The organism is Brevundimonas sp. RM1 (assembly GCF_052907225.1).
On record NZ_JBRERY010000016.1, the window covers coordinates 26,221 to 48,518 of the forward strand.

The window sequence follows — 22,298 nt, forward strand, 5'->3', positions numbered from 1 at the left end:
GCGTTTCCTCCTTTCAGGACAATGGAAGACAGTCTGAGCGACTTCGCCTGTCGCTGGGGCGGAAGGATCGTTCATGTGGATTTGGATCGTGTCGGGCGCGGCTGTCGCGGCCCTGCTGGTGTTGCTGCTTATCCGGCCTGTACGCCGCACCTTGCTGTCTCGCCCGGTGATGAGCGTGTTTCGTCGCATTATGCCGCGTATGAGCGCGACCGAGCAGGCGGCGATCGAGTCCGGCAACGTCTGGTGGGACGCCGAGTTGTTCTCGGGACGGCCGGACTGGAAGCGTCTGCTGGCGACGCCTGCGCCACGCCTTACGGATGAAGAGCAGACCTTTCTCGACGTAGAGACCGAACGGCTGTGCGACCTGTCCAACGACTGGGACAGCACCGCCGTCTGGCAGGATCTGTCGCCTGAGGCGTGGGCCTATGCGCGGGACAAGGGGTTCTTGGGCATGATCATCCCAAGGGCCTACGGCGGTCTGGGCTTTTCGGCCTACGCCCACAGCCAGGTGATTCAGAAGCTGTCGACGCGCTGTTCGGCGGCGGCGGTGTCGGTGATGGTGCCGAACTCTCTCGGACCGGCCGAACTGCTGCTGCACTACGGCACGGAAGAGCAGAAGAACCACTATCTGCCGCGACTGGCGCGCGGGGAAGAGATTCCTTGCTTTGCCCTGACTAACCCCTTTGCGGGTTCAGACGCCGCTTCGATCACCGACACCGGCGTGGTCTGCAAGGCCATGTGGAAGGGGCGAGAGACGTTGGGCTTCCGCATCACCTGGCGCAAGCGCTACATCACCCTGGCGCCCATCGCGACGGTGATCGGCCTGGCCTTCCGTGCGGTTGATCCCGACGGCCTGCTGGATCAGGGCGATGAACCGGGGATCACCTGCGTCCTGATCCCGCGCGAGCATCCGGGCGTGCGGATCGGGCGGCGCCATTGGCCCCTGAACGCTGTCTTCCAGAACGGTCCGATCGAGGGCGATGATGTCTTCGTGCCGATGGAGATGGTTATCGGCGGGCGTGAGCAGGTCGGCGCCGGCTGGCGGATGCTGATGGAGTGTCTGGCGGCGGGTCGGGCCATCTCCCTGCCGTCCTCGAACGTGGGGATGTCCAAGCTGGCCGTGGGCATGGTCGGCGCCTATGTCGCCATCCGTCGCCAGTTCAACCAGCCGATCGGCGCCTTTGAGGGCGTGCAGGAGGCCCTGGCTCGGATGGCGGGGCATCTTTACGCTACGGACTCCGTGCGGCGGTTGGCGGCGGCGGCGCTGGATCAGGGCGAGAAGCCTTCGGTCGTCTCGGCCATCGCCAAATATCATGTGACCGAACGCGCTCGCATTATCGTCAATGACGGCATGGACGTGATCGGAGGCAAGGGCGTCTGCATGGGCCCTGGCAACTTCCTGGCCCGCGCCTATCAGCAGATTCCGGTCGCCATCACAGTCGAGGGCGCCAACATCATGACGCGCACCTTGATCATCTACGGCCAAGGCGCGATCCGTTGCCATCCCTATGTCCTGCCGATGATGCGGACAGCCGAGGTGCAGGACTTGAAGGCGTTTGATCGCGCCCTGTTCGGCTATGTCGGCTTCGTGCTGGGCAATATGGCGCGGGCGGTCGGGTTCAGCCTGACCGGCGGCGCGCTGATCACGGCGCCGCGCGACGCCGCACCTGAATTGCGTCGTTATTACAGACAGGCGACGCGGCTTTCGACCCTGCTGGCGTTGGCCTCGGACGTCTCGATGGCGACGGTCGGCGGCACCTTGAAGCGCAAGGGCGCTCTGACGGGGCGACTGGGCGATATGCTGTCCCAGCTTTTCATCCTGTCGGCGGCGCTGAAGCGTTTTGAGGACGAGGGGCGTCCGGCCGAAGACCTGCCTTTCATTCATTGGGCGGTGCAGGACGCATTGAACCGTGCGACGACGGCCTGGCGTGACCTGCTGGCCAATCACCCGAGCCGGGGCGCGGCCCTGTTCCTGAAACTGGCGGGGGCGCCGTTCGGCCTGAAGTCGCCGACGCCCAGCGACAAGTGCGCCGCCGAGGTCGCGGGTTTGATCCAGCGCCATGGCCCTGCGCGAGATCGGCTGGTGGCTGGATCGTGGAGCGCCAGCCTGGAGGTCGATCCCATCGCCGCCGTCCTCGTGGCCTTCGACCTGTATCCGCAGGTGGAGGCTGTCGAAGCGCGGCTGAAATCGGCGATCAGGACCGGGCGCTTGTCTCGCGCGCCGCAGGATCTCACACGACTGGCGGACTGGGCGCGAGAGGCCGAGATGCAAGGCTTGATCGACGCCGATGAAAGCGTGCTGATCGCGCGCTATGCCGAGGTGGCGATCCAGGCGATCATGGTCGACGACTTTCCGCAGGACTTCGGCCTGGCGGAGGGGCTGGCCGGTCGTGAGGCGGCGTCGGATCGTCCCGGGACGACGGGCAAGGGGCGGCAGGCCGCCTGATGTCGGATCGTTATCTGGACTTCGCCAACAGCGGTATGGGCGGCTGGTTGACCGGTGCTCTGGGTTTGCCGCGCCCCTTGCCGTTGCGCCGCAGGGCTGAGGCCGGAGCGTCGCCTGTCGGCCCCCTGCTGCTGGGCGGCGGCGGGCGGTTGTCATCGCTTCTGCATCGACTGGCGGGCCAGTGGGGCGTCGATCTTCATACGACGCCTGATGAAGGCGCGCGCTATGGCGGGTTGATCTTCGACGCCTCCGACATCGACCAGACGTCCGGCGCCGCGGACCTCTATCGCTTCTTTCATGAGGCGGTGCGCCGCCTTGGACCTTGCGGTCGCATGGTGGTGATCGGCCGACCGCCCGAAAGCATGACGGACGCCGAGGGGGAGGCGGTTCAGCGGGGAGTGGAGGGCTTTGTCCGCTCCCTGGCCAAGGAGGCGCGCGAGGGCGGGACGGCGCAACTTCTGCGGATCGCGTCGGACGCGGAAGAGGCCGCGGCGTCCAGCTTGGGCTTCTTCCTGTCGCCGCGCTCGGCCTATGTTTCGGGCCAGGTGATTACGATCGGCGCGGCGGCGTCTACGTCGATTTCCGCTGACCGGAGGCGAGTCCTGATCACCGGCGCGTCGCGCGGGATCGGTGCGGCCATGGCGCGGCTGTTCGCAGCCGAAGGCTGTGCAGTGACCGCGCTTGACGCGCCTGGCGCGCAGGCTGACTTGCATGCTTTAGCCGCCCAGATCGGGGCCGAGGCGTTAAGCGTCGACATTACTGCGGCCGATGCGGCGGAACGTCTGGTTGAGGCGGCGCGGGTGGCGGACGGCTATGATGCGGTGATCCACAACGCAGGGATTACGCGTGATCGCACGCTGGCCAGAATGTCGGCGCCCGAGTGGGATAGCGTCATGGCCGTCAACCTGGGTGCGCCGCTAACTCTGACACGCGCCTTATTGGGCGCTCGGCTGATTCGACCTAACGGGCGGATCTTAGCGGTGTCCTCGCTCAGCGGCATCGCGGGGAACAAGGGCCAGTCCAACTACGCCCTGTCCAAGGCGGCGTGGATCGGCGCGGTGCGGCGGCTGGCGGCCGAGGCGGGCGACGCGATCACCGTCAACGCCATTGCACCAGGCTTTATCGAGACTCGCATGACCGCCGCCATCCCCTTCGCCATTCGTGAAGCGGGACGACGGATGAACAGTATGGGGCAGGGCGGCCAGCCGATCGACGTGGCCGAGACCGCCTTGTGGCTGGCGGAGGCGGACAACGGCGGCGTGAACGGCGCAGTGGTGCGCGTCTGCGGTCAGAGCCTGCTTGGGGCCTGACGGATGCGGAGGGCGAAAAGATGAGGGGAGCAGAGGCGGCCGCCCCGGTCTCCATGCTGCAATTGGCGGGCGGCGCGATACGGGGCGTGTTGCGTGGTGAAACGGGGGGCTGCGACCTACCGAAGGCGGAACTAGCGGCGCAGCCGCTGCGTCTGGATGCCGATGCGATCGGAGCCTACGGACGGCTGTGCGGTTTCGTGACCGCTCAGGGCGTGCCCCTGACCTGGCCGCACATCCTGGCCTTTCCGATGCATTTGCGTCTGATGATGCGCTCGGACTTTCCGTTTCCCTTGGCGGGTTTGGTGCACCTGCATAACCGCATTCGCCAATATGCGAGGCTGAGGCCGGGCGAGGCGTTGAGTCCGCATGTCCGCTTCGGTCGCCTGATGTCGCATGAGCGCGGGCAGGCGTTCAGCATCCTGACCACGATGGGGCGGGACGGCGTGGTCGTCTGGGAGGCCGAGAGCCTTTATTTGAAGCGCGGCGGCGCTGGGTGCGGCGCTGCGGCGCCGGAGATGGAAGCGGCGGCCAAAATGACGCAGCATCAGTCTTGGTCGCTTCCTGGCGATCTGGGGCGTCGATATGCGCGGGTGTCCGGGGACGCCAACCCTATTCATACCTCTGCCCTTGGGGCGCGGCTGTTCGGCTTTCCGCGCGCCATCGCCCATGGCATGTGGACCCAGGCGCGGGCGCTGGCCGCCCTGACGCCGCCCGATGGGCTGGAGGCGGCCGAGATCGAGGTTTCCTTCCGCACTCCGCTGCTGCTGCCCGGCGCGGCGGCGTTGTTCACGGCGCCGAACCATCGCGATTTCGAGGTGCGCGATCCGACGGGCGAGCGCCTTCATATGCGAGGACGCCTGAGCGCCCTGGCCCCATTGGAGATCATCGTCTGATGCTGACCCTGTCCTCGCCACGCCGTGTCGCCATCATCGGCGCCAATCGTATTCCCTTCGCCCGGTCAAACACCGCCTACGCCGAGGCGTCGAACCAGGACATGTTGACAGCAGCCCTGCAGGGCCTGATCGACCGCTATGACCTTCATGGCCTGCGGCTGGGCGAGGTGGCGGCGGGCGCTGTGCTTAAGCTCTCGCGGGACATCGCTCTGACGCGCGAAAGCGTGCTGGGGACGACGCTGGGCCACGACACGCCCGCCTATGACGTGCAGCAGGCCTGCGGCACCGGCCTGGAGGCGGCCATACTGGTCGCCAACAAGATCGCCCTGGGCCAGATCGAGGTCGGGATTGCGGGCGGAGTGGACACCACTTCGGATGCGCCGATCGCTCTGAATGAAGGTTTCCGCCGCGCCTTGTTGGCCGCCAACCGTGAGAAAACGATGTTGGGCCGGTTGGGGGCCCTGTCGCGAGCGGGATTGACTGCGCCCTTCCGGCCTGAGCCGCCGCGCAACGCCGAGTCGCGCACGGGCCTGTCGATGGGCGAGCATTGCGAGCTGATGGCCAAGCACTGGGCCATCCCGCGCGAGGAGCAGGACGCCCTGGCGATCCGCAGCCATCGCAATATGTCGGCGGCCTATGAGGCGGGGCTGTTCGACGAGATGGTCTCTCCCTTCAACGGGTTGAAGCGCGACAACAATCTGCGGCCTGATATTGACCCGGCCAAGGTCACGGCGATGAAGCCGGTCTTTGATCGTGAGAACGGCACGCTGACGGCCGCCAATTCCACCCCGCTGACGGACGGCGCCTCGACAGTGCTGTTGGCCAGCGAGGAATGGGCGAAGGCGCGGGGACTGCCGATCCTGGCCTGGATAAGGGCAGGCGAGACGGCGGCCGTGGATTTCGTCAGCGGCGAGGAAGGCCTGCTGATGGCGCCTGCCTACGCCGTGCCGCGAATGCTGGCTAAGCTGGAACTGACGCTTCAGGATTTCGACTTCTATGAAATCCACGAGGCCTTCGCCGCCCAGGTGCTCTGCACCCTCAAGGCTTGGGAAAGCGACGACTATGCGCGCACCCGGCTGGGACTAGATCGGGCGCCGGGCCCCATCGACCGGGAGCGGTTGAACATCCACGGCTCGTCCCTGGCGGCGGGGCATCCGTTCGCGGCGACGGGCGGGCGTATCCTGGGCAATCTGGCGCACATGCTGAACCGGGCGGGCAAGGGGCGCGGCCTAATTTCAATCTGCGCAGCCGGGGGGCAGGGCGTCGTCGCCGTGATCGAGAAATGAGCGTGGCGCTGGATGTGACGCAGACCGACGCCGATCGCCTGTGGGCTGAGCGATTCTGGACGCGCGCCTATCGACCCGACGTGCCGGCGACGATCGACGACGAATTGGCGCAGTGGTCCTCGGTCGGCGAATTGTTCGCGGCGGACGCCCGAAAATATGCGGACCGCGTCGGCTTCGTCAGCATGGGTTCGGGCGTGACCTATGGGCGGACGCTTTCGGAAGCGCGAGCTTTTGCGGCTTGGTTGCAGGCCAAGGGCGTGCGGCCCGGCGACCGGGTGGCGTTGATGATGCCGAATTGCCTGCAGTATCCGGTGGCGCTGTTCGGCGTGCTGTTCGCCGGGGCGGTGGTGGTCAACGTCAACCCGCTCTACACGCCGCGCGAGTTGCAGCATCAGCTCAAGGACAGCGGCGCGGTCGCCATCGTCGTGATGGAAATGTTCGCCGCCACTCTTGAACAGGCGATCGTGGGGACGGACATCCGCCATGTCGTCGTCACGGCCATGGGCGACATGATGGGGCCGGTGAAGGGGACGGCGATCACCGCCCTGCTGCGCCATGTCGAAAAGCTGGTGCCTAAGTGGTGCGTCCCGCAGGCTGAACGCTGGCCCGCCGTGATGCGTCGGGCGCGGCGACTGTCGCTGAAGCCGGTCAAGACGAAGGCGGAAGACCTCGCCTTCCTGCAATATACGGGGGGTACGTCTGGCGTGGCCAAAGGAGCCATGCTGACCCATCGGAACATCATCGCCAATGTTCTGCAGGGGCGCGCCTGGATCATGGCCCAGATCCCTGAGGATCAGGTGGTGGGCAATGTCACCATGCTGCCGCTCTATCATATCTTCTCCCTGACGGCGAACCTGCTGATGTTCGTGGGCGTGGGCGGACGCAACATCCTGATCGCTAATCCGCGCGATGCGAAGCGGGTAGAGTGGGTGCTGAGGAAGGAGCGGTTCGCGGCCTTTACCGGCCTCAACACCCTGTTCGCCGGGTTGCTCAAGAATGAGGCCTTCCGTGATCGCGACTTCTCGGATCTGCGCCTGACCGTGGCCGGGGGCATGGCGACTCAGGCGTCGGTGGCCGAGGCTTGGCAGAGCGTGACCGGCGCGCCGCTGATCGAAGGCTATGGCCTGACCGAAACCTCGCCGGTGGTCTGCATCGGCTATGTGGATATCGAGCGGCCGGAGACGATGGGCTTCGACGGCACGGTCGGGCTTCCTGTGCCTTCTACCGAGGTGCGGATGCGTCGTGACGACGGAAGTTGGTGCGGGATCGACGAGCCGGGCGAACTATACGTGCGCGGCCCCCAGGTCATGCGCGGCTATTGGAACCGACCGGAGGAGACGGCCAAGGTTCTGACGCTTGATGGCTGGCTGGCGACAGGCGACGTGGGCGTTATGCAGGCGGACGGCCGGGTGCGGCTAGTCGACCGGATCAAAGACATGATCCTGGTGTCCGGCTTCAACGTCTATCCGAACGAGGTCGAGGATGTGGTGGCGGCCCACCCCCTGGTGGACGAGGTAGCCGCTGTCGGCGTTCCTGATCCGGTTCAGGGCGAGCGGATCAAGGTCGTCATCGTGCCGCGCTCGCCCGAACTGACGGAGGCGATGATCGTCGCCCACTGCCGCGAGCGGCTGACGGCCTATAAAGTCCCTCGCATCATCATCTTCCGCGACGAGCCTTTGCCCAAGACCAATGTCGGCAAGGTGCTGCGCCGTGAACTGCGGGATTAGGCGGGTTCGGTCTTCCCGCGCGTGATCAGGAAGCCGAAGGCCGCCGCCAGCGGGAACATCAGTACGCCATAAACGGCGCCGGGCAGCGTCATCTCAGAACTGTTCAGCACGGATTGGGCGATGACGATGGCCAGGGTGGCGTTATGCAGCCCGACTTCGAAGGCGCTGGCGACGGCTTGCGGGCGCTCGATCCTGAGCAGGCGCGGCACGCCGTAGCCGACGCCCAGGCTGAGGAGGCAGAAGGCCACGGTGATGCCCGCTAGGTTGCCGATCTGGCTCATCAACACATCGAAGCTGGAGGCGGCGGCGCCGACGATGACCAGCACTAGGATCAGAATGGAGGCGATGCGCACCGGCTTGTCCATGGCGGCCGCGAAGGCGGGCCGCCATCCGCGCACCAGCATCCCCAGCGCCACCGGAGCCAGCACGATCATGAAGACCTCGATCGTCTTCCTGAACTGCAGGCCGACATGCAGGTCGCCCGGCTGAAAGAAGGCGATCGCCAGATTGACCACGACCGGCAAGGTCACCACGGCGATGACCGAGTTGATGGCCGTCAGGCTGATGTTCAGCGCCACATCACCCCGGAACAAATGGCTGTAGAGATTGGCCGTCGTCCCGCCGGGGGAGGCGGCCAGCAGCATCATGCCGACCGCCAGGACGGGCGGCAGGCGGAACAGCAGCACCAGCCCGAAGCAAATGACCGGAAGCAACAGCAACTGGCAGGCCAGGGCCACGCCGGCTGCCTTGGGCCTCTGGGCCACGCGGGCGAAGTCTGCGGGCGTCAGTCCGAGGCCCAGGCCGAACATGATGATGCCCAGCGCGACGGGCAGGCCGATGGTGGCCATTGCGGAATCCATGCGTCGTTTCTCCCCGTGCGCCAGATGGCGGCGCGATTGTCCCTCTTAGGCCTGGCCCGCCAGCGCGCGCCCCGCCGCCCGTCCCGAGAATATGCAGCCGCCCAGGAAGGTGCCCTCCAGCGCATTGTAACCATGCAATCCGCCGCCGCCGAAGCCCGCAGCTTCGCCTGCGGCGTAGAGTCCTTCCAGCGGCGTTCCGTCCGGCGTTAGCACGCGGCTGGAGAGATCCGTCTGCAGTCCGCCCAGAGACTTGCGCGTCAGGATGTGCAGCTTGACCCCGATCAGCGGCCCGGCCGTCGGGTCCAGCACCCTGTGCGGCATCGAGGTGCGCGCCCAGCGGTCGCCGCGATAGCGCCGGCTGTTGTGAATGCCCTGAACTTGCGCATCCTTGGCGTAGGGATTGGCCGTCTGGGCGTCGCGGTCCTCGATCTGGGCGCGGATCAGGGCGGCGTCCAGCAGCGGTCTGTCGGTCAGGCCGTTCATCTTCCCGACTAATGCCTCCAGATCGTCGGCGACCACGAAGTCGGCGCCCTTGTCGCGGAAGGCGACGACTTCTCGAGGCGCGGCTTTGCCCAGGCGCGAACGCAAGACGCCCAGCAGGTTGCGGTTGGTGATGTCCTGGTTCTGCTCCGAGCCCGACAGGGCGAACTCCTTGGCCAGCATGGTCTCGGTGACGATGAACCAGGAGTGGTCATGCTCAGCCAGATCAGGAGTGGTCCGCAGATATTTCAGCGTGGCGATGGTGTCGTAGCCGGGCAGGGCCGGGAAGGGCAGGCGCCGCCCCAGGGCGTCGAACCACAGAGGCGACGGTCCCGGCAGGATGCGGATCGCATGGTCGGGCCAGATCGGCGCCCAGTTCCGCACACCCTCCACATAGTGCCACATGCGGTCCCGGTTCACGAGTCGCGCGCCAGCCCTGGCCGCGATGTCCAGCATCCGCCCATCCACATGGGCGGGCACGCCGGTGATCATGCGTGCCGGCGGCGCGCCCAGCCGCTCGGGCCAATAGCGCCGGACCATCTCATGGTTGCCGCCGATGCCGCCGGTCGCCAGGATCACGGCGTCGGCTTTCAGGGTGAAGTCGCCGATGACCTGACGATTGGAGGGGGCGCCTCGCGCCGCGTCGTCGGGCGCCAGAGTCACGCCGGACACCCCCTTCACGCGTCCGGCCTCGACCAGCAAATGATCGACGCGATGGCGATGATAGAAGACCAGTCGACCAGACTTGGCCGCCTCTCGCGCACGACAGGCGAACGGTTCGGATACGCCGGTTCCCGTGCCCCAGGCGACATGGAAGCGCGGAACGGAATTGCCGTGACCGAGCGCCTTGCCCGCGCCGCGTTCGGCCCAGCCGACCATGGGCGTCAGTTTGATGTCGTGTCGACTGAGCCAGTTGCGTTTTTCTCCGGCTGCGAATTCCACGTATGCGCGGCCCCATTGCACAGCCCACTCATCTTCAGCCAAGGGGGCGCCCAGGCGATCCCAGCCGGCGCTGCCTTGCCAGTCGCGCCACGCCAGGTCGAAGCTGTCACGCACGCCCAGCCGCCGTTGCTCGGGCGAGTTCACCAGGAACAGGCCGCCGAAGGACCAGAATGCCTGACCGCCTAGGTTGGCGGCATTCTCTTGATCAACCAGGGCGACGTACTTGCCCGAGCGGGTCAACTCGTGTGCGGCGACCAGCCCTGCCAATCCTCCGCCGACTATAACGATGTCCGTGTTCATCGGCCTGCACCCCAAAAATAATACGCTCTCATCATTACTAACAATAATGTTAGCGAAAGGAAAATAGTTTGAACAATGTGATACCTGGGTCTGCGCTGCATTGCGCAAGATAAGCGACGCAGCTGCAAAAGCTTCCGCTACGTCATCGAACAATGATGTAAGTAGTGTATTGACAGATCAGTGAATAGATGGATCGTGTGGCCTTAGTCCTGCGGTCGCACCGTCCAACCGTGAGATGATAAATCGGGACGGGGGAAACGTGTCGGCGCGCCTGGGGAAGGGCGCTCGATGTCTGGGGAGATAAGTTTCATGGCTTCAGCGGCCTGTAATCGCGCGCGTCTGGCTGTCACCGCGTCTGCCGTTGTTCTTGCTGTAGCGGCCGGCCCCGCTCTGGCTCAGGACGTCGCGCCGTCACAGGAAGCAACCACCGTCGGCGACATCATTGTTACGGCCCAGAAGCGTGAACAATCGATTCAGGACGTGCCGATCGCCGTGACGGCGCTGTCGGCGGAAAACCTTGACGCCATGAAGATCGAGGGCGGGTCGGAATTGATGCGGGCGATCCCGAACGTCAGTTTCTCCAAGGCCAACTTCTCCATGTACAACTTCTCGATCCGCGGGGTCGGGACTAAGGCGATTTCGGCCAGTAGCGACCCGGCCGTGGCGGTCAGTTTCAACAACACGCCGTTGATCCGAAACCGTCTGTTCGAGCAGGAGTATCTGGATGTGAACCGCGTCGAGGTGCTGCGCGGGCCACAAGGTACGCTGTATGGTCGCAACGCTACCGGCGGCGTGGTCAACATGATCCCAAACCTGCCGGGCTTTGACTTCGAGGGTTTCGTCAAGGGCGAGGCGGGCAACTATGACACCCGGCGCATGTCGGCCATGGTCAATGTACCGATCACCGACACCTTCGCCGTTCGTCTAGCCGGATCGGCGACCAAGCGCGACGGGTTCGACTACAACAGCTTCAACGACACCCAGGTGAACGACCGCGACATGTGGTCGACGCGCTTTTCAGCCCTTTGGGAACCGACGGACCGCTTCCGCACCAGCTTTATCTGGGAGCATTTCGAGGAAGACGATCAGCGTTCCCGCACGGGCAAGCAGTTGTGTACGCGGGATCCGGGGCCGACGCGCGTGGGTGCGGTCAATATTACTTCCGACCTGATCCGGAACCGTCTGAGCCAGGGATGTCTGCCCGGCTCGCTCTATGATGACGCGGCCTATGGCGCGCCGAACGGCGGCGCGTTCGCCCATATTTTTCTCGCCGCCACGTCATTTGGCTATGATGCTTCGAGAAGGCTGGTGGTGGGCGTGCCGCTTGGAACGGACCCTTATGCAGGTTTGACCCAGTCACGGAACTTGCGAGAAGTAGCGACCAGTTATGACCCAATCTTTCGGGTCAAGAACGATGTTTCGCAATTTAATGTAGAGTATGACTTCAGCGATAAACTGAAGCTGATATCTCAAACCGCGTACTCGAAGGATGGTTACTATTCAACTCAAGACTATAATAGATTTGTTTCAAATCCTATATTCAACAGCACTGACAATCTTTTTGATATTAATGGGCAGCCTATAGTTAACTCTCCTTTGCCTGGTGGTTACTATACAGATCCACAACTAGGTACATCCAATAGGATGATTTCTGCAGACTTGAGTAAGTCTGACAATCGTCAATGGACTCAAGAGCTAAGACTTCAATCAAATCTTGATGGAAGATTTAATTTTAATATCGGTGCTAATTATTTGGATTTTAAATCCAATGATGATTACTACGTTTTTAATAACGTTTTTACTTTCTTGGCTGAATATTATTACAATAATGTTGTAGGTGCTCCTGTAAATCAGGGGCGTGTTACGCAGCCTTGTACGCCTCAAACTCCAAAAGAATGTGTCTATGTCGATCCGACGCCTATCAGTCAGTTGGCTGGCGACGGGCACAACTACTTCCGTAGCAAGAATGTTGTTCATACACGTTCCTGGGCGGTCTTCGGCGAGGGGTATTGGGATCTGACGTCTGACCTGCGGCTGACGGCGGGGTTGCGTTACACCGATGATCGCAAGATCAGCACGCCCTATCCGAGCCAACTCCTTCTGGGTGCGGATCGCGGCAATCCGGGACCGTCGTCGGGCGGTTATGTCAGCCGTGGCTATCCGGCGCTGCCGGACGTCAAGCAGCAGTGGGGCGCCCTGACCGGGCGACTGGTGCTGGACTGGAAGCCGGTGACGCCCTTTACGGACGACACCCTGATCTACGCCTCCTACGCTCGGGGCTATAAGGGCGGCGGCGCTAACCCGCCTCGCGTCGACATCAATCCGTCGGTCATCCAGTATCAGCCGTTGGCCGAGTTGTTTGAGCCGGAATACGTCAACGCTTTTGAGATCGGAACGAAGAACTCCTTCCATGATGGAAAAGTGCGGTTGAATCTGACCGCCTTCTATTACGACTACACCGACTATCAGGTGTCGCAGATCGTCGATCGTATCTCGCTGAACGAGAACTTTGATGCGCGCATGATGGGATTGGAGCTGGAAACGGTGTTCCAGCCGACGCCTAACCTGCGCTTGGATGCGAACATCGGCTATCTGGACACCAAGATCGGCGATGGTGAAGGTTCCATCGACGTTATGAATCGAACCCAGGGCAATCCTGACTGGATGGTGTTGCGGCCCTGGCTGCAGGTGCCGTCGAACTGCATCGCGCCGACCAAGCATGTCGAAAAAATCTTAGGTACGGCGTTTCCAGAGATTACGAAGACGCTCGCGCTTCAGGCGCTGTGCGGCGGTTCGCTTCGCACGGGGACGTTTGATCCCAACTACACCTCCAGCGTTCCCTTCTGGCGTCTGTTCGGCATCACCTACGATCCATTCAAGGATGCGCCGAACGGGGGGCGTGGTTTTGAGGCGGATCTCAGCGGCAATGAGCTGCCCAATGCGCCGAACATCACCGCCAACATCGGCGCCCAGTACACATTCTTCCTTGGAGATTGGGATCTGACGCTGCGCGGCGATTACTACTATCAGGGAAGCAGTTATTCTCGCGTCTATAATACGCAATATGATCGCCTGAAGGCATGGGATAATGTTAATGTCAACGTTACGCTGGAAAATATGTCGAGCGGCTTGGTTTTCCAAGCGTACGTCAAGAATCTGTTTGACGACGCGCCAATCACGGATGCCTTCACGAATAGTGATGATACTGGTTTGACGACGAATGTTTTCACGCTTGATCCTAGATTGATAGCTGTAAGCGTAAGTAAGAGATTCTAAGTTTAAATCCTACGCCGCCATCTTTAATAAGGTGGCGGCGCTTGTTGTTGTGATTTATAGAATTTAAAGTGAATAATATAAAATTAATCATATTTATAATTTGACTTACATCTGTTTCAATTGTCTTGTGTCTTCGTCACCATTAACTGGTGAAATATTTGGGAGGAGATGACATGTTTAAAGCTGCTTCTATTGCTTCAGCCGCCGTTCTGGCCATCGCGGGCTTCGCCGCTCCGGCCATGGCGCAATCGATCAGTCCAGCCGGTACGTCTTTTGTCTTGTCAGGCGCCTTGACCCTTGAGCAGTCGACGACCATCAACTGTAACGTGTCGCTGAACGGGACTGTGGCTGCTGACGGTAGTTCGGCCACTATCACCGGCGGCAGCTTCAGCCCAGGCGACTGGCAGTGCGGCCTGCTGGTCTCGCCGTCGGGCTTCCCCTGGACGATCACGCCCAACGGAGGTGGTTCGATCACCATCACCAACATCGGCGCCAGCTCGATCCTGGGCAGCTGCAATGGCGTCATCACGACGAACTGGAACAATGGAACCAGTAGCGTGTATTTCCCTACTTCCACTATTCCTGGTTCGCCGAACCCGTGTAAAATCACGGGCACGCTGACGAGCTCGCCGGGCCTGACAATTTCCTGATCATGCCTGATGGTGCGGTCGTCTTTTCCATGACTGCATCGTTTCCGACGCCGGGGGTTCGCAAGAGCTCCCGGCGTTTCTTTTGTTTAGACGCTGATAGTTCAGCAACAACGTATCTATCTGAACCCGACGCCTGATATGAATTAGCCTTCAGGCGAGGTGCTGCGTACGACGGAGTATTGAATGCTGTTGTGGCTGCCCTTGGTCAGTCTAGCCGTCGTGGGGCAGACGGAGGTCGCGCAGACGGAGCAGGGCCGCGCCACCGTAGCGAGAGCTGCAGCCGATCAAGCCGCGCGCCAAACTCTAGAAGAACCGGTCAGGGTCGATGACGTGGAAGTTCGCGGTCGCCGCGGCGCAGCCTTGGTCCCGCCCGAGGTCGAGCTGGACGGCGTAGAGATCGACGCCTTGGGCGCTTGGGACATCAGCGAGGTTCTGCAGCGGCTGGGTCAAGCATATGGCGTCGGCGAAGCGCCTATGGTTGTCATCAACGGCAAGCGCGTCGCCAATCCCGGCGCCTTCACCGGTTTCCCACCGGACGCCCTTATTCGGGCCGAGGTGCTGCCTGCCGAGGCGGGGGCCCTTTATGGAGGCGCGCCGGGGCAAAGGGTGGTGAACCTGGTCTTGCAGCGGCAGTTTCGAAGCCATGACGGTCAGGTATCCGGACAGCGGCCGACACAGAGCGGAATGTCGTCGCTGGCAATTGATCTGCGCCGCTCGTCGATTAATGGCGAACGGACCTTGCAGATGGGCGCGCGCGTTTTGCGCGACACCGCTCTGCGGGCCGATGAACGCGATCGAGGGGAAGGCGAGAGGCTTGCGGGTGACGCGGTCACCCTGCGCCCCGGCGTCGATCTGGCTGCGGTGAACCTGACTGCGACGCGTCCGCTCGGCGAATGGTCGTCTGTGGTCAGTTTGAACGGTCAGGCTAGGGAAAGCTCGTCGCGCGTTCGCTTCGGCGACGAGATCGTTGCGAGTCTGAGGCGAAATAACAGCCTGGGCGGAGCTTTCGGACTCAGCGGCGAGGCGAAGGGGTGGCGGGTCCAGGTGAATGCGACTGGCCAGGCGTCGCGAGCGCGCGAGAGCGGCTTTGGCGATACACGTGGTGAAAACCGCATGATGGGCCTGAGCGGATCCGTCGGGCGGACGTTGATGGAACTGCCCGCCGGTCCCCTGGTCGCCAATTTCAACGGCAATTTCATGGATAGTCGCTCGACGGTCGAGCGCGAACAGGGCCGCGCAACAAGCCGCTTTCAGACTCGGGAGGCGAGGGGCTCTTTGGCCGTTCCGCTGGCCAAGGCGGGCGCGCGTGAAGGCGTGTTGCGGGGCTTAGGCGATCTGCTGGCGACGGTAGGCGGCGGCGTTCGGGACACGGGCGCAGGATCCGGCGATGAGATGAGCGCGGCCTTGACCTGGGTTCCGCGTCAGAAGGTGCGCCTTAATGGCCTCTGGTCCGCTGCGAACGACGGCATTTCGAACAATCTGAGGTCCGAGCCCCTGTATCATGACACGCCGCGAGTAGTGTTCGACTTCCGCAACGGCCAAGCGGTGGAGATCGTACCGATCATGGGAGGAAACCCCGACTTGCGACAGCCGCGCTCGGAGCGTCTTTCGCTGACGACGTCGCTTGGACCGTTCACGCGGTGGAGTCTATCCGCCAACCTGGGCTATCAACGCGACAGGACGACGAACGGGGTCGGCTCCCTGCCAGACCTGACAGAGGATGTCGAAGCGGCCTTTCCAGAGCGATTCCGTCGAGATCTGGATGGGCGGCTGATCTCTGTTGATTATCGCCCGCTTAACTTCGGCGCCAACCTGACGGAAGGCCTGACCAGCAGTTTGAACTTCAATCTGCCGCGCCCCTCTGGGGCTGTTGGCGACGAAGCGACGATTCTGCGGGTGTCGCTGAGTCATAGCTATCGTTTGCGCAACACGTTGTCGCTGGCGAACGGACTCCCTGAGCTGAATCGACTGAAGGGAGACGGGGGCGGAGTGTCGAGGCAGGACGCGCGTTTGCTGATCGATGCACGACGCGGGCGTTGGGCGCTAGACGCTTCAGCGCGATGGCAAGACGGTTATCGCACGCGACGGTTGAGTGGCGCCGATGGGCCGACGGACTTGCTGTTGAAGCCATTCGCATCAATGGATTTGAAGCTGAGTTTTCAGATGCCCTCTACTCGCGCGACATCCGCCGTTGATGCTGAAGCGATGCGCCGAAGGGCTGGGGGCCTACAAGTGAGCCTGGAGGTTTCAAATCTGTTCGATGAAAGGCCTCAAGCACGCCTAGGGGATGGTGCGCCAGCGCCTGGCTATGGCCGGGATCTACAAGACCCCATCGGTCGCGCAGTGCGGTTGACGTTGCAGCGGCGCTTCTGAACACCTTCAGCGCATTCGCCGCAACACCGTTATCAACGACGAAAAACCGAATCGCCCAAGCTGGGCACTATCTGCCGCTTTCCGACGAAGTTTTTATGGGGGAAGGATTTCAATCCCCCGAGTGGCTCCGATTCGCGGAGGCGTTTCGAACGATCTGCTTCCTGCCAAATCGAGAAGTAGGAGCTTTGTTTGAGATGGTGCGATTCTTCTATAAGGAACGAGAGGAGGCTCCTGACCGCTCGCCAACTTAATCGTGTTCTCTTCACGCGGGACCGTGTTGACGCTCAACGCGGGCGCAGTGGCGATCTCAGATTAGCTCATTGCGCTTTTCGGCGCCGTGGCGGTCCTCGCCGGAACTGTGCGAGGATGGATGGAGGCTCCGTGAGACGGCCGACGCAACCCGCCCGGTCGGAGAGGGTTGAGCCTTCATGCGCTTCCTCGATCTGCTTCCCTCGGCCCTGATCGGCGCCGCCGCCAGCGCGCGTTCGATGACGCCCATGGCCGTCATCGCCGCAGCGCGGCTAGGCCGCCGCGCCACGCCGGGCAGACTCGTTCTGCTCGATCGTCCGTTATTCAGGTTCGGTGCGCTGGCGATGGGCGTTGGCGAACTGCTAGGCGACAAGATGAAGTCCGCGCCGGATCGTACGGTATTCCTCGGCCTGCTTGCGCGGATCGCGAGCGCCGGGATCGCCGGCGGCGCCCTGGCGCCGAGGGGGCGCGAGCGGCGCGGCGCCGCCCTGGCTGTGGGCGTCGCCATACCGCTGTCCTATCTGACGCTGGCCGGCCGAAAGGCCGCGCTGCGGCGCATTGGCCAGACCCGCAGCGGGATCGTCGAGGATCTTGTCGTTGCAGGTCTTGGCGTTGCCGCGGTCGCAGGTGCGACACGCGCGCGGCGGCCTAGCCGACCAGCCTGACGGCGTCAGATTTGCACAGCGTGAGCCCGATGGTTGCGCGCCTCTCTGGTGAAATGCGAGATCGCACCCGCGCCGATCGGGAGAGAGGCGGTCAGGGCGGCGCTCAAGCTGTGCGGCGGCGCAAGAGCCCCGCCACCGACAATCAATCGGTCGAATGGGCGCCGCTCCGGAGATTCGGCCAGCCACCCATTCTTGCTGATCAGGCGCCTGTGCCAAAGCCCTTCGGCCCGCCGGCACCCGCGGCGCCGTCGCCGCCGGTCGAAGGCGATGGGCTCCGGTCGGCCGGATTGTTGTTCGCCAGCGGGTCTTGATTGGCTCCGCTCTTGCGAGCCCGGCGGCCGGCTTCGACTTCATCGCCGTCCAGGTCGGGCGCTTCGCGGGGATTGCGGTTCGGATCGTTCGGTTGAACGTCGGTCATAGTCATCTCCCTGTTTGTTGCCTGAAACCAAGCGGTGGGAGGTTCACTGGTTCCTACTGCCGAGCTACTTCGCGAATCGAAGCGGCCCAGCGAGAACCGGGGGACTGTCCTCAAGCCGGGCCGCTGATCCCATTGAAGGGATTTGTTGACGGCGAAGCGCCGCGCAGGGTTACCAGTCAGGCGGCAGGTACGGGCCGAAGCCGGCGCAAACGTACATGCGCGTCTTGACGACATATCCCGCCGGAAGCCAGGGAGACGTTACGAACGGCCCCCCATTGCAACTGTCCGACGCGGCATGGATTAGGGTGGTCATGCTGGAGTCTGAGTAGACTTCGTAGGAGTAGGCGATGGGCCAGCAGTTATCGAAGCCGAGGCAATACTGATCTTCACCCGATTGCGCGGCAGCGACGGCTGGCGGCATGGGCGCCGCACCCGCGGCCACAACATTCATCGTGAGCGCAGCCATCGCGACGCCTAGAGCTTTTACGGACATATAACTCTCCCGATGGAGACTATCTCCGGGCGAGAGGATCACAACCGTTACGCGAGCGCGCAACTCACAAGAGTGTTAGCGCGCCAGAAGGTCGCACATGGACGAAGACGACGACATCGACCCCTCAGACGACCCCATCTATCGGGCTGGCGTGCTCATGGGCCGGAACCAGGCTCTGACGGACGTCATGGAGCGCCTGTTCTCGCCGGACGCCGTATCAGCCGAGAAGACCGTCCGCGCCCTTCACGCCTGGGTCCAGCAGACCATGGACGAGGTGAGGGTTGAGATGCAGCTCGTGTTCGCGGATTTCGAGGCCGAGGACGACGAAGACGATGACGATGAGGGCTAGAGCTTAGCGCGAGCCCTCTCCAGGCGAGCCTGTAGTTTCTCGCGCTGCGCTTCATAGGCCGCCCGTTCCTCTTCCCTGCGCGCTCTGAGGGCTTGCAGCTCTTCATCCAGCCGCCGTGCGGCCTGACCGTGCATGGTGTCGAGGTCGTCCAGGGCTAATTGGGCTTCCTCCACGCGTTTCCGATCGGCGGCGCTGGGCTGCTTCGTCTTCTTCGCCGCGCCCTTCTTCGGAACGCTCGCTGGCAGCATCACGTCGAGCCTGCGCTCAACCACCGTGCCGGGCGAAGCCTTGGCGGCCTCAGCGTCGGGGCTGTCGTCGATTTCCTTGGCCAGGCCGGTGGCGAAGAGATCCTGACCGCTGCCCCAAGCGGCTAACGCCTTCGGTCGCGAGCTGGCCGCCACGGTGAAGGTGTGGAAGCCGTCCGACCATTCGAACAGCTTAAGCCGCGGAGCCATCAGGTCGGATCCGCAAGCGGCGGCCTGGGCAGTTCGCGTGCGCCCTCCGGCTCGGCGACGCCAGGCGGTGAAGGCTCCGTACCGGCGGCGTCCTCGATCTTCTTCATCTGTGTGGCGTCGTCGTCCAACTCCGGCGGGGCAGGGGGCGGGTCCGATGATTTCGGCTTGGCCGGACGGGCGGAGATGTTCTCCTGGCCGACGCCGCGAAGCCGTTCGGCTGGATCACCCCTCGATACTGTGTCGGCTTTGACCGGCGTCAGGTCGCCGTCCTCATTGTTGAGATGTTCAGGCGGATCACGTGGGGTCTCGGTCATGGCTCTGTCCTCTTATTCCCAGGAGAGAAGTTGAGGGGGCGAGGAGGCGTTCCAGAACCTGGCGCCATGACTGTCTCGCCGGTGTTCGCCTCGCCTATACCCATCAACGCGAATTGCGGCAGGGATAGGTGTCGCGCCGAGTTGCAAAGGTGATGCTGCTCTTCCAGGGCTTGGATTCGAGATCGTGGGAGCCAGCTCCGATCGACTTTGCTGAGGCCGTGTCCCGGCCGTGTCTCGAAACGGGGATGCCAGCGCGAAAGAGGATTCGGCTCTCGAGCGCCAGCCTGCTTCCGCATGGGTCCCCTAGGCGACCCAAGGAACAGGTCGCGCGGCGGGCTCTTGCTTCACCGTCACAGAGGAGCCGCGACATGCCTCACTTCACCATTCGCTACAGTGGATCGGGGACGGGCGTCCTGCGCGTCGAATGCGTCACGGTGGAGGACGCCGCGGCCGCCATGGCCGAGGCGCGGCGGCGGCTCGCCGTCAGCCGGACCTTTTCTTCCGCTGAAGTCTTCGACGACGAGCATGCCTTGTATCGACTGGCGTCGAGGCGAGATGGCGTTTCGGCCGTGGAGGCGTGCGAAGCGCGGACCTCGGAGCGGGCTGGATGACCCGGAACCTTACGGTCCGCGGGAAAGTCTTCGACGCGGCGGAACGCTTTGAATCCGGGCGGCTTCCCACAACACCTCATCAAAGGAGAAACCCATGAGAGCTTCCATAGGTCTGATCGGAGCCGTCGTTCTGCTTGGAGCGTGCGGAGATAACCGCGACGCCCAATCCCCTGTCGAAGGGCCTGTGGTGTCCGCGTCGGAGACACCTCGGAACCCCGCCGTCGACACGACGGAGAACGCTGCAGAGGGGACGATCACGCCGGGCGCAAATTCCTTTACCGAGGGGCAGGCGAGAAGCGCCATTGAGAAACAGGGCTACGCCCAGGTCGGCGGTTTGAGCCAGGGCGAAGACGGCGTCTGGACGGCGACCGCCGTCAAGGACGGCGTCGAGTCGAGGGTTTCCGTAGACTACAAAGGCGTCGTCAGCGCGTCGCCCGCTTCCTGATGCTGAAGGAGATTTCCATGTCCACTATCACGCGACTCTACGATACTCACACCGAAGCGATGGACGCCGTGTCCGCCCTCGAAGCCGCTGGCTTTGGAGCGGCTGACATCAGCGTCATCTCCAATAACGCCGACAACTGGCACGAGAGCCACCGACATCACGGGCGGTCGCCCGGTGACATGAACGGCGACGGCGAGAACGACGTCGCAGAAGGCGCGGGCAAGGGGGCGGCGACCGGCGGCGCGCTCGGCGTGGGCGCCGGCGTTCTCGCAGGCCTGGGCATGCTGGCGGTGCCGGGCCTGGGCCCCGTGGTGGCAGCAGGCTGGCTCGCGTCGGCGGCGGTTGCGGGGGCCGCGGGCGCCGCTGCGGGCGGGGCGGTCGGCGGAATTCTCGGCGCGCTTAAGGAGGCGGGTCATGATGACGATGACGCCCACGTCTACGCCGAAGGCGTGCGTCGGGGCGGAACCCTTGTCAGCGTTCGCGTCAATGAAACGGAGCGGGCCCGGGCGCAGGCGATCCTGGACGAGAGCCGCGGCTGGGACGCCGCCGCTCGAGGGGCCGCCTACCGCCAGACGGGCTGGACGCGCTTTGACCCCGCCGGGGCGCCCTATACAACCGACGAGATCGCTGCGGAGCGCGCTCGATATCGATAAGGCGCGCAGGGGAGGCGGCGCGGGCGCTTTGCGCCGCCTTCGCCGCCTCGCGCGGGGGCAGGAGGACGGAGAAATGAAAAGAAAACGCCTGTTACGCTCCCGCGTGGGCGTCAGACTTGAACGCATCCAGCCCGGCTCAAGACTACGGGAGGCGTGGTATCGCCTGACCGGAGAGGGGACGGACAAGCCGCGCCGCTATGATGATAAAGCTGCGGCGAAACGGGCCTTCGCCTGGAGCGTCGCTCGCCGTCTCGCGGCTCGAGAACGTCCCTCAGCCTGGTTGGTGGTAGGATAGGCGATGCCGATGTTTCTCGTGGACTACCAGCAGGGCGAGCGTTGCTTTTCTCTTCAGTTGGAAGCGGAGGACTGGGAGGACGCTGAAGACAAGCTCATGGCCCTGCAGGGCGGAGCAGAAGTGGTCGGTCGCCTGGTGATGGAAGGCGATTGCGAAGGCGCAGCCTCGATCGGCGGAGGCGGTCGTTGTTGATCTGGCCGTAAACGACGGCGCGCCGTCTAGGCCAGTCTGCTCATCACGGCCTCGAAACTCACTTCGGGCGCATCGGGCGAAGACCCCGACATGAGCGCGTCCTGGCCGAGGATATCGCCTTCCAGCTCGATACGCGCACGCTCGACGCCGAACACGGATCGCAGGACAGGGATGATGGTATGCCGATCGAGCTGCAGGCTGGCCTTGAACCTCGCTCCGTGAATGACATAGGAGCCGACATAGAACGAGCTGCTGTCGCCGCCGATGATGCGCCCGCCCTGGAGCACGACTACCCCATAGCCCGATCCCAGCCGTGTCCTGAAGCCGATCTTGTAAAGGCCGTCGTCCATCAGCGCTGGGCCGCGAGGCGAGCGGAAGAATTCGGCTGCGATCTGGGATTCGACTTTTGCTCGGCGGCGGCTGAAAGGTCGGTGTCGATCTGCGCCTTCCCGGACCCGTCGCACATGTGGCAGACGCCCGTGTCGAAGATGCCTGATCCCGCGCATCGGAGGCAGAGCTGGGGCTCTGGCGAACTTACGTCGATCTGCGTCATGGACCTGTGCACATACTCTCTAGCCACGCCCTCTATTAAGGCCTTCAGAGGTTTAACCGGCGC

Annotated in this window: 20 protein-coding genes; 14 read left to right on the forward strand and 6 right to left on the reverse strand. The window is 63.4% G+C overall.

Annotated elements, in window-relative coordinates:
- Positions 1-73: 73 nt before the first annotated feature.
- Genes ACU5AP_RS13065 through ACU5AP_RS13085 form a run of 5 tightly spaced genes read left to right on the forward strand, consistent with a single transcriptional unit; the run spans position 74 to position 7,662 of the window.
- Positions 74-2,446 (forward strand): acyl-CoA dehydrogenase, encoded by a 2,373-nt coding sequence (locus ACU5AP_RS13065; RefSeq protein ID WP_128720151.1) that lies wholly within the window; start codon positions 74-76, stop codon positions 2,444-2,446.
- Entirely contained in the window at positions 2,446-3,756 is a 1,311-nt protein-coding gene (locus ACU5AP_RS13070; protein WP_128720150.1) for a 3-oxoacyl-ACP reductase, read from the forward strand. The genes ACU5AP_RS13065 and ACU5AP_RS13070 overlap by 1 nt, the downstream gene beginning before the upstream one ends.
- A gap of 20 nt (positions 3,757-3,776) precedes the next feature.
- The gene (locus ACU5AP_RS13075) at positions 3,777-4,649 is read left to right on the forward strand and encodes a MaoC family dehydratase (RefSeq protein WP_223850857.1); all 873 of its coding nucleotides are present in this window, start codon (positions 3,777-3,779) and stop codon (positions 4,647-4,649) included.
- The gene (locus ACU5AP_RS13080) at positions 4,649-5,935 is read left to right on the forward strand and encodes an acetyl-CoA C-acetyltransferase (protein WP_128720149.1); all 1,287 of its coding nucleotides are present in this window, start codon (positions 4,649-4,651) and stop codon (positions 5,933-5,935) included. The genes ACU5AP_RS13075 and ACU5AP_RS13080 overlap by 1 nt, the downstream gene beginning before the upstream one ends.
- A complete protein-coding gene (locus ACU5AP_RS13085; protein WP_128720148.1) occupies positions 5,932-7,662 on the forward strand; it encodes an AMP-binding protein in 1,731 nt (576 codons plus the stop codon). The genes ACU5AP_RS13080 and ACU5AP_RS13085 overlap by 4 nt, the downstream gene beginning before the upstream one ends.
- On the opposite strand, the gene ACU5AP_RS13090 is transcribed toward ACU5AP_RS13085, so the two are convergent.
- Together ACU5AP_RS13090 and ACU5AP_RS13095 are read right to left on the reverse strand one after the other, a co-directional pair.
- A complete protein-coding gene (locus ACU5AP_RS13090; protein WP_128720147.1) occupies positions 7,659-8,522 on the reverse strand; it encodes a bile acid:sodium symporter family protein in 864 nt (287 codons plus the stop codon). The genes ACU5AP_RS13085 and ACU5AP_RS13090 overlap by 4 nt on opposite strands.
- A 45-nt stretch (positions 8,523-8,567) precedes the next feature.
- The gene (locus tag ACU5AP_RS13095) at positions 8,568-10,244 is read right to left on the reverse strand and encodes an FAD-binding dehydrogenase (RefSeq protein ID WP_128720146.1); all 1,677 of its coding nucleotides are present in this window, start codon (positions 10,242-10,244) and stop codon (positions 8,568-8,570) included.
- A gap of 309 nt (positions 10,245-10,553) precedes the next feature.
- On the opposite strand from ACU5AP_RS13095, the gene ACU5AP_RS13100 reads away from it, so the two are divergent.
- The 4 genes from ACU5AP_RS13100 to ACU5AP_RS13115 all read left to right on the forward strand — a co-directional run bounded on the left by ACU5AP_RS13100 (position 10,554) and on the right by ACU5AP_RS13115 (position 17,457).
- On the forward strand, positions 10,554-13,520 hold the full coding sequence (locus ACU5AP_RS13100) for a TonB-dependent receptor (RefSeq protein WP_003165229.1): 2,967 nt from the start codon (positions 10,554-10,556) through the stop codon (positions 13,518-13,520).
- A gap of 173 nt (positions 13,521-13,693) precedes the next feature.
- Positions 13,694-14,170, forward strand: a complete 477-nt coding sequence (locus tag ACU5AP_RS13105; protein WP_003165228.1) for a hypothetical protein — start codon at positions 13,694-13,696, stop codon at positions 14,168-14,170.
- Positions 14,171-14,353: 183 nt separating this feature from the next.
- Positions 14,354-16,543, forward strand: a complete 2,190-nt coding sequence (locus ACU5AP_RS13110; RefSeq protein ID WP_446681333.1) for a TonB-dependent receptor — start codon at positions 14,354-14,356, stop codon at positions 16,541-16,543.
- A 428-nt stretch (positions 16,544-16,971) separates the two neighbouring features.
- Positions 16,972-17,457, forward strand: coding sequence for a hypothetical protein (locus tag ACU5AP_RS13115; RefSeq protein ID WP_446681334.1), 486 nt, complete (start codon positions 16,972-16,974; stop codon positions 17,455-17,457).
- A gap of 199 nt (positions 17,458-17,656) precedes the next feature.
- Here the strand turns inward: ACU5AP_RS13115 and ACU5AP_RS13120 are convergent, their stop codons facing one another.
- Positions 17,657-17,875, reverse strand: coding sequence for a hypothetical protein (locus ACU5AP_RS13120; RefSeq protein WP_292060533.1), 219 nt, complete (start codon positions 17,873-17,875; stop codon positions 17,657-17,659).
- A 590-nt stretch (positions 17,876-18,465) separates the two neighbouring features.
- On the opposite strand from ACU5AP_RS13120, the gene ACU5AP_RS13125 reads away from it, so the two are divergent.
- Positions 18,466-18,717: a hypothetical protein gene (locus ACU5AP_RS13125; protein WP_292060531.1), complete on the forward strand. Its 252-nt coding sequence runs from the start codon at positions 18,466-18,468 to the stop codon at positions 18,715-18,717.
- On the opposite strand, the gene ACU5AP_RS13130 is transcribed toward ACU5AP_RS13125, so the two are convergent.
- Together ACU5AP_RS13130 and ACU5AP_RS13135 are read right to left on the reverse strand one after the other, a co-directional pair.
- A complete protein-coding gene (locus ACU5AP_RS13130) occupies positions 18,714-19,172 on the reverse strand; it encodes a hypothetical protein (RefSeq protein ID WP_253108009.1) in 459 nt (152 codons plus the stop codon). The genes ACU5AP_RS13125 and ACU5AP_RS13130 overlap by 4 nt on opposite strands.
- The gene (locus tag ACU5AP_RS13135) at positions 19,172-19,486 is read right to left on the reverse strand and encodes a hypothetical protein (protein ID WP_253108008.1); all 315 of its coding nucleotides are present in this window, start codon (positions 19,484-19,486) and stop codon (positions 19,172-19,174) included. The genes ACU5AP_RS13130 and ACU5AP_RS13135 overlap by 1 nt, the downstream gene beginning before the upstream one ends.
- Positions 19,487-19,854: 368 nt before the next feature.
- Between ACU5AP_RS13135 and ACU5AP_RS13140 the strand changes: the two genes are divergently transcribed.
- From ACU5AP_RS13140 to ACU5AP_RS13155, 4 genes are all read left to right on the forward strand, one after another.
- The gene (locus ACU5AP_RS13140) at positions 19,855-20,097 is read left to right on the forward strand and encodes a hypothetical protein (protein WP_253108007.1); all 243 of its coding nucleotides are present in this window, start codon (positions 19,855-19,857) and stop codon (positions 20,095-20,097) included.
- 94 nt (positions 20,098-20,191) lie between these two features.
- Positions 20,192-20,542 carry a hypothetical protein gene (locus ACU5AP_RS13145; RefSeq protein WP_253108006.1) on the forward strand — a complete coding sequence of 117 codons (351 nt, stop codon included), beginning with the start codon at positions 20,192-20,194 and terminating at the stop codon, positions 20,540-20,542.
- Between the two features lie 17 nt (positions 20,543-20,559).
- Positions 20,560-21,195, forward strand: coding sequence for a hypothetical protein (locus ACU5AP_RS13150; RefSeq protein ID WP_253108004.1), 636 nt, complete (start codon positions 20,560-20,562; stop codon positions 21,193-21,195).
- A 298-nt stretch (positions 21,196-21,493) separates the two neighbouring features.
- Positions 21,494-21,682 (forward strand): hypothetical protein, encoded by a 189-nt coding sequence (locus ACU5AP_RS13155; RefSeq protein WP_200165253.1) that lies wholly within the window; start codon positions 21,494-21,496, stop codon positions 21,680-21,682.
- Positions 21,683-21,708: 26 nt separating this feature from the next.
- Here ACU5AP_RS13155 and ACU5AP_RS13160 read toward each other — a convergent pair whose 3' ends face one another.
- Positions 21,709-22,032: a GrlR family regulatory protein gene (locus ACU5AP_RS13160; protein ID WP_200165252.1), complete on the reverse strand. Its 324-nt coding sequence runs from the start codon at positions 22,030-22,032 to the stop codon at positions 21,709-21,711.
- Between the last annotated feature and the right edge of the window lie 266 nt (positions 22,033-22,298).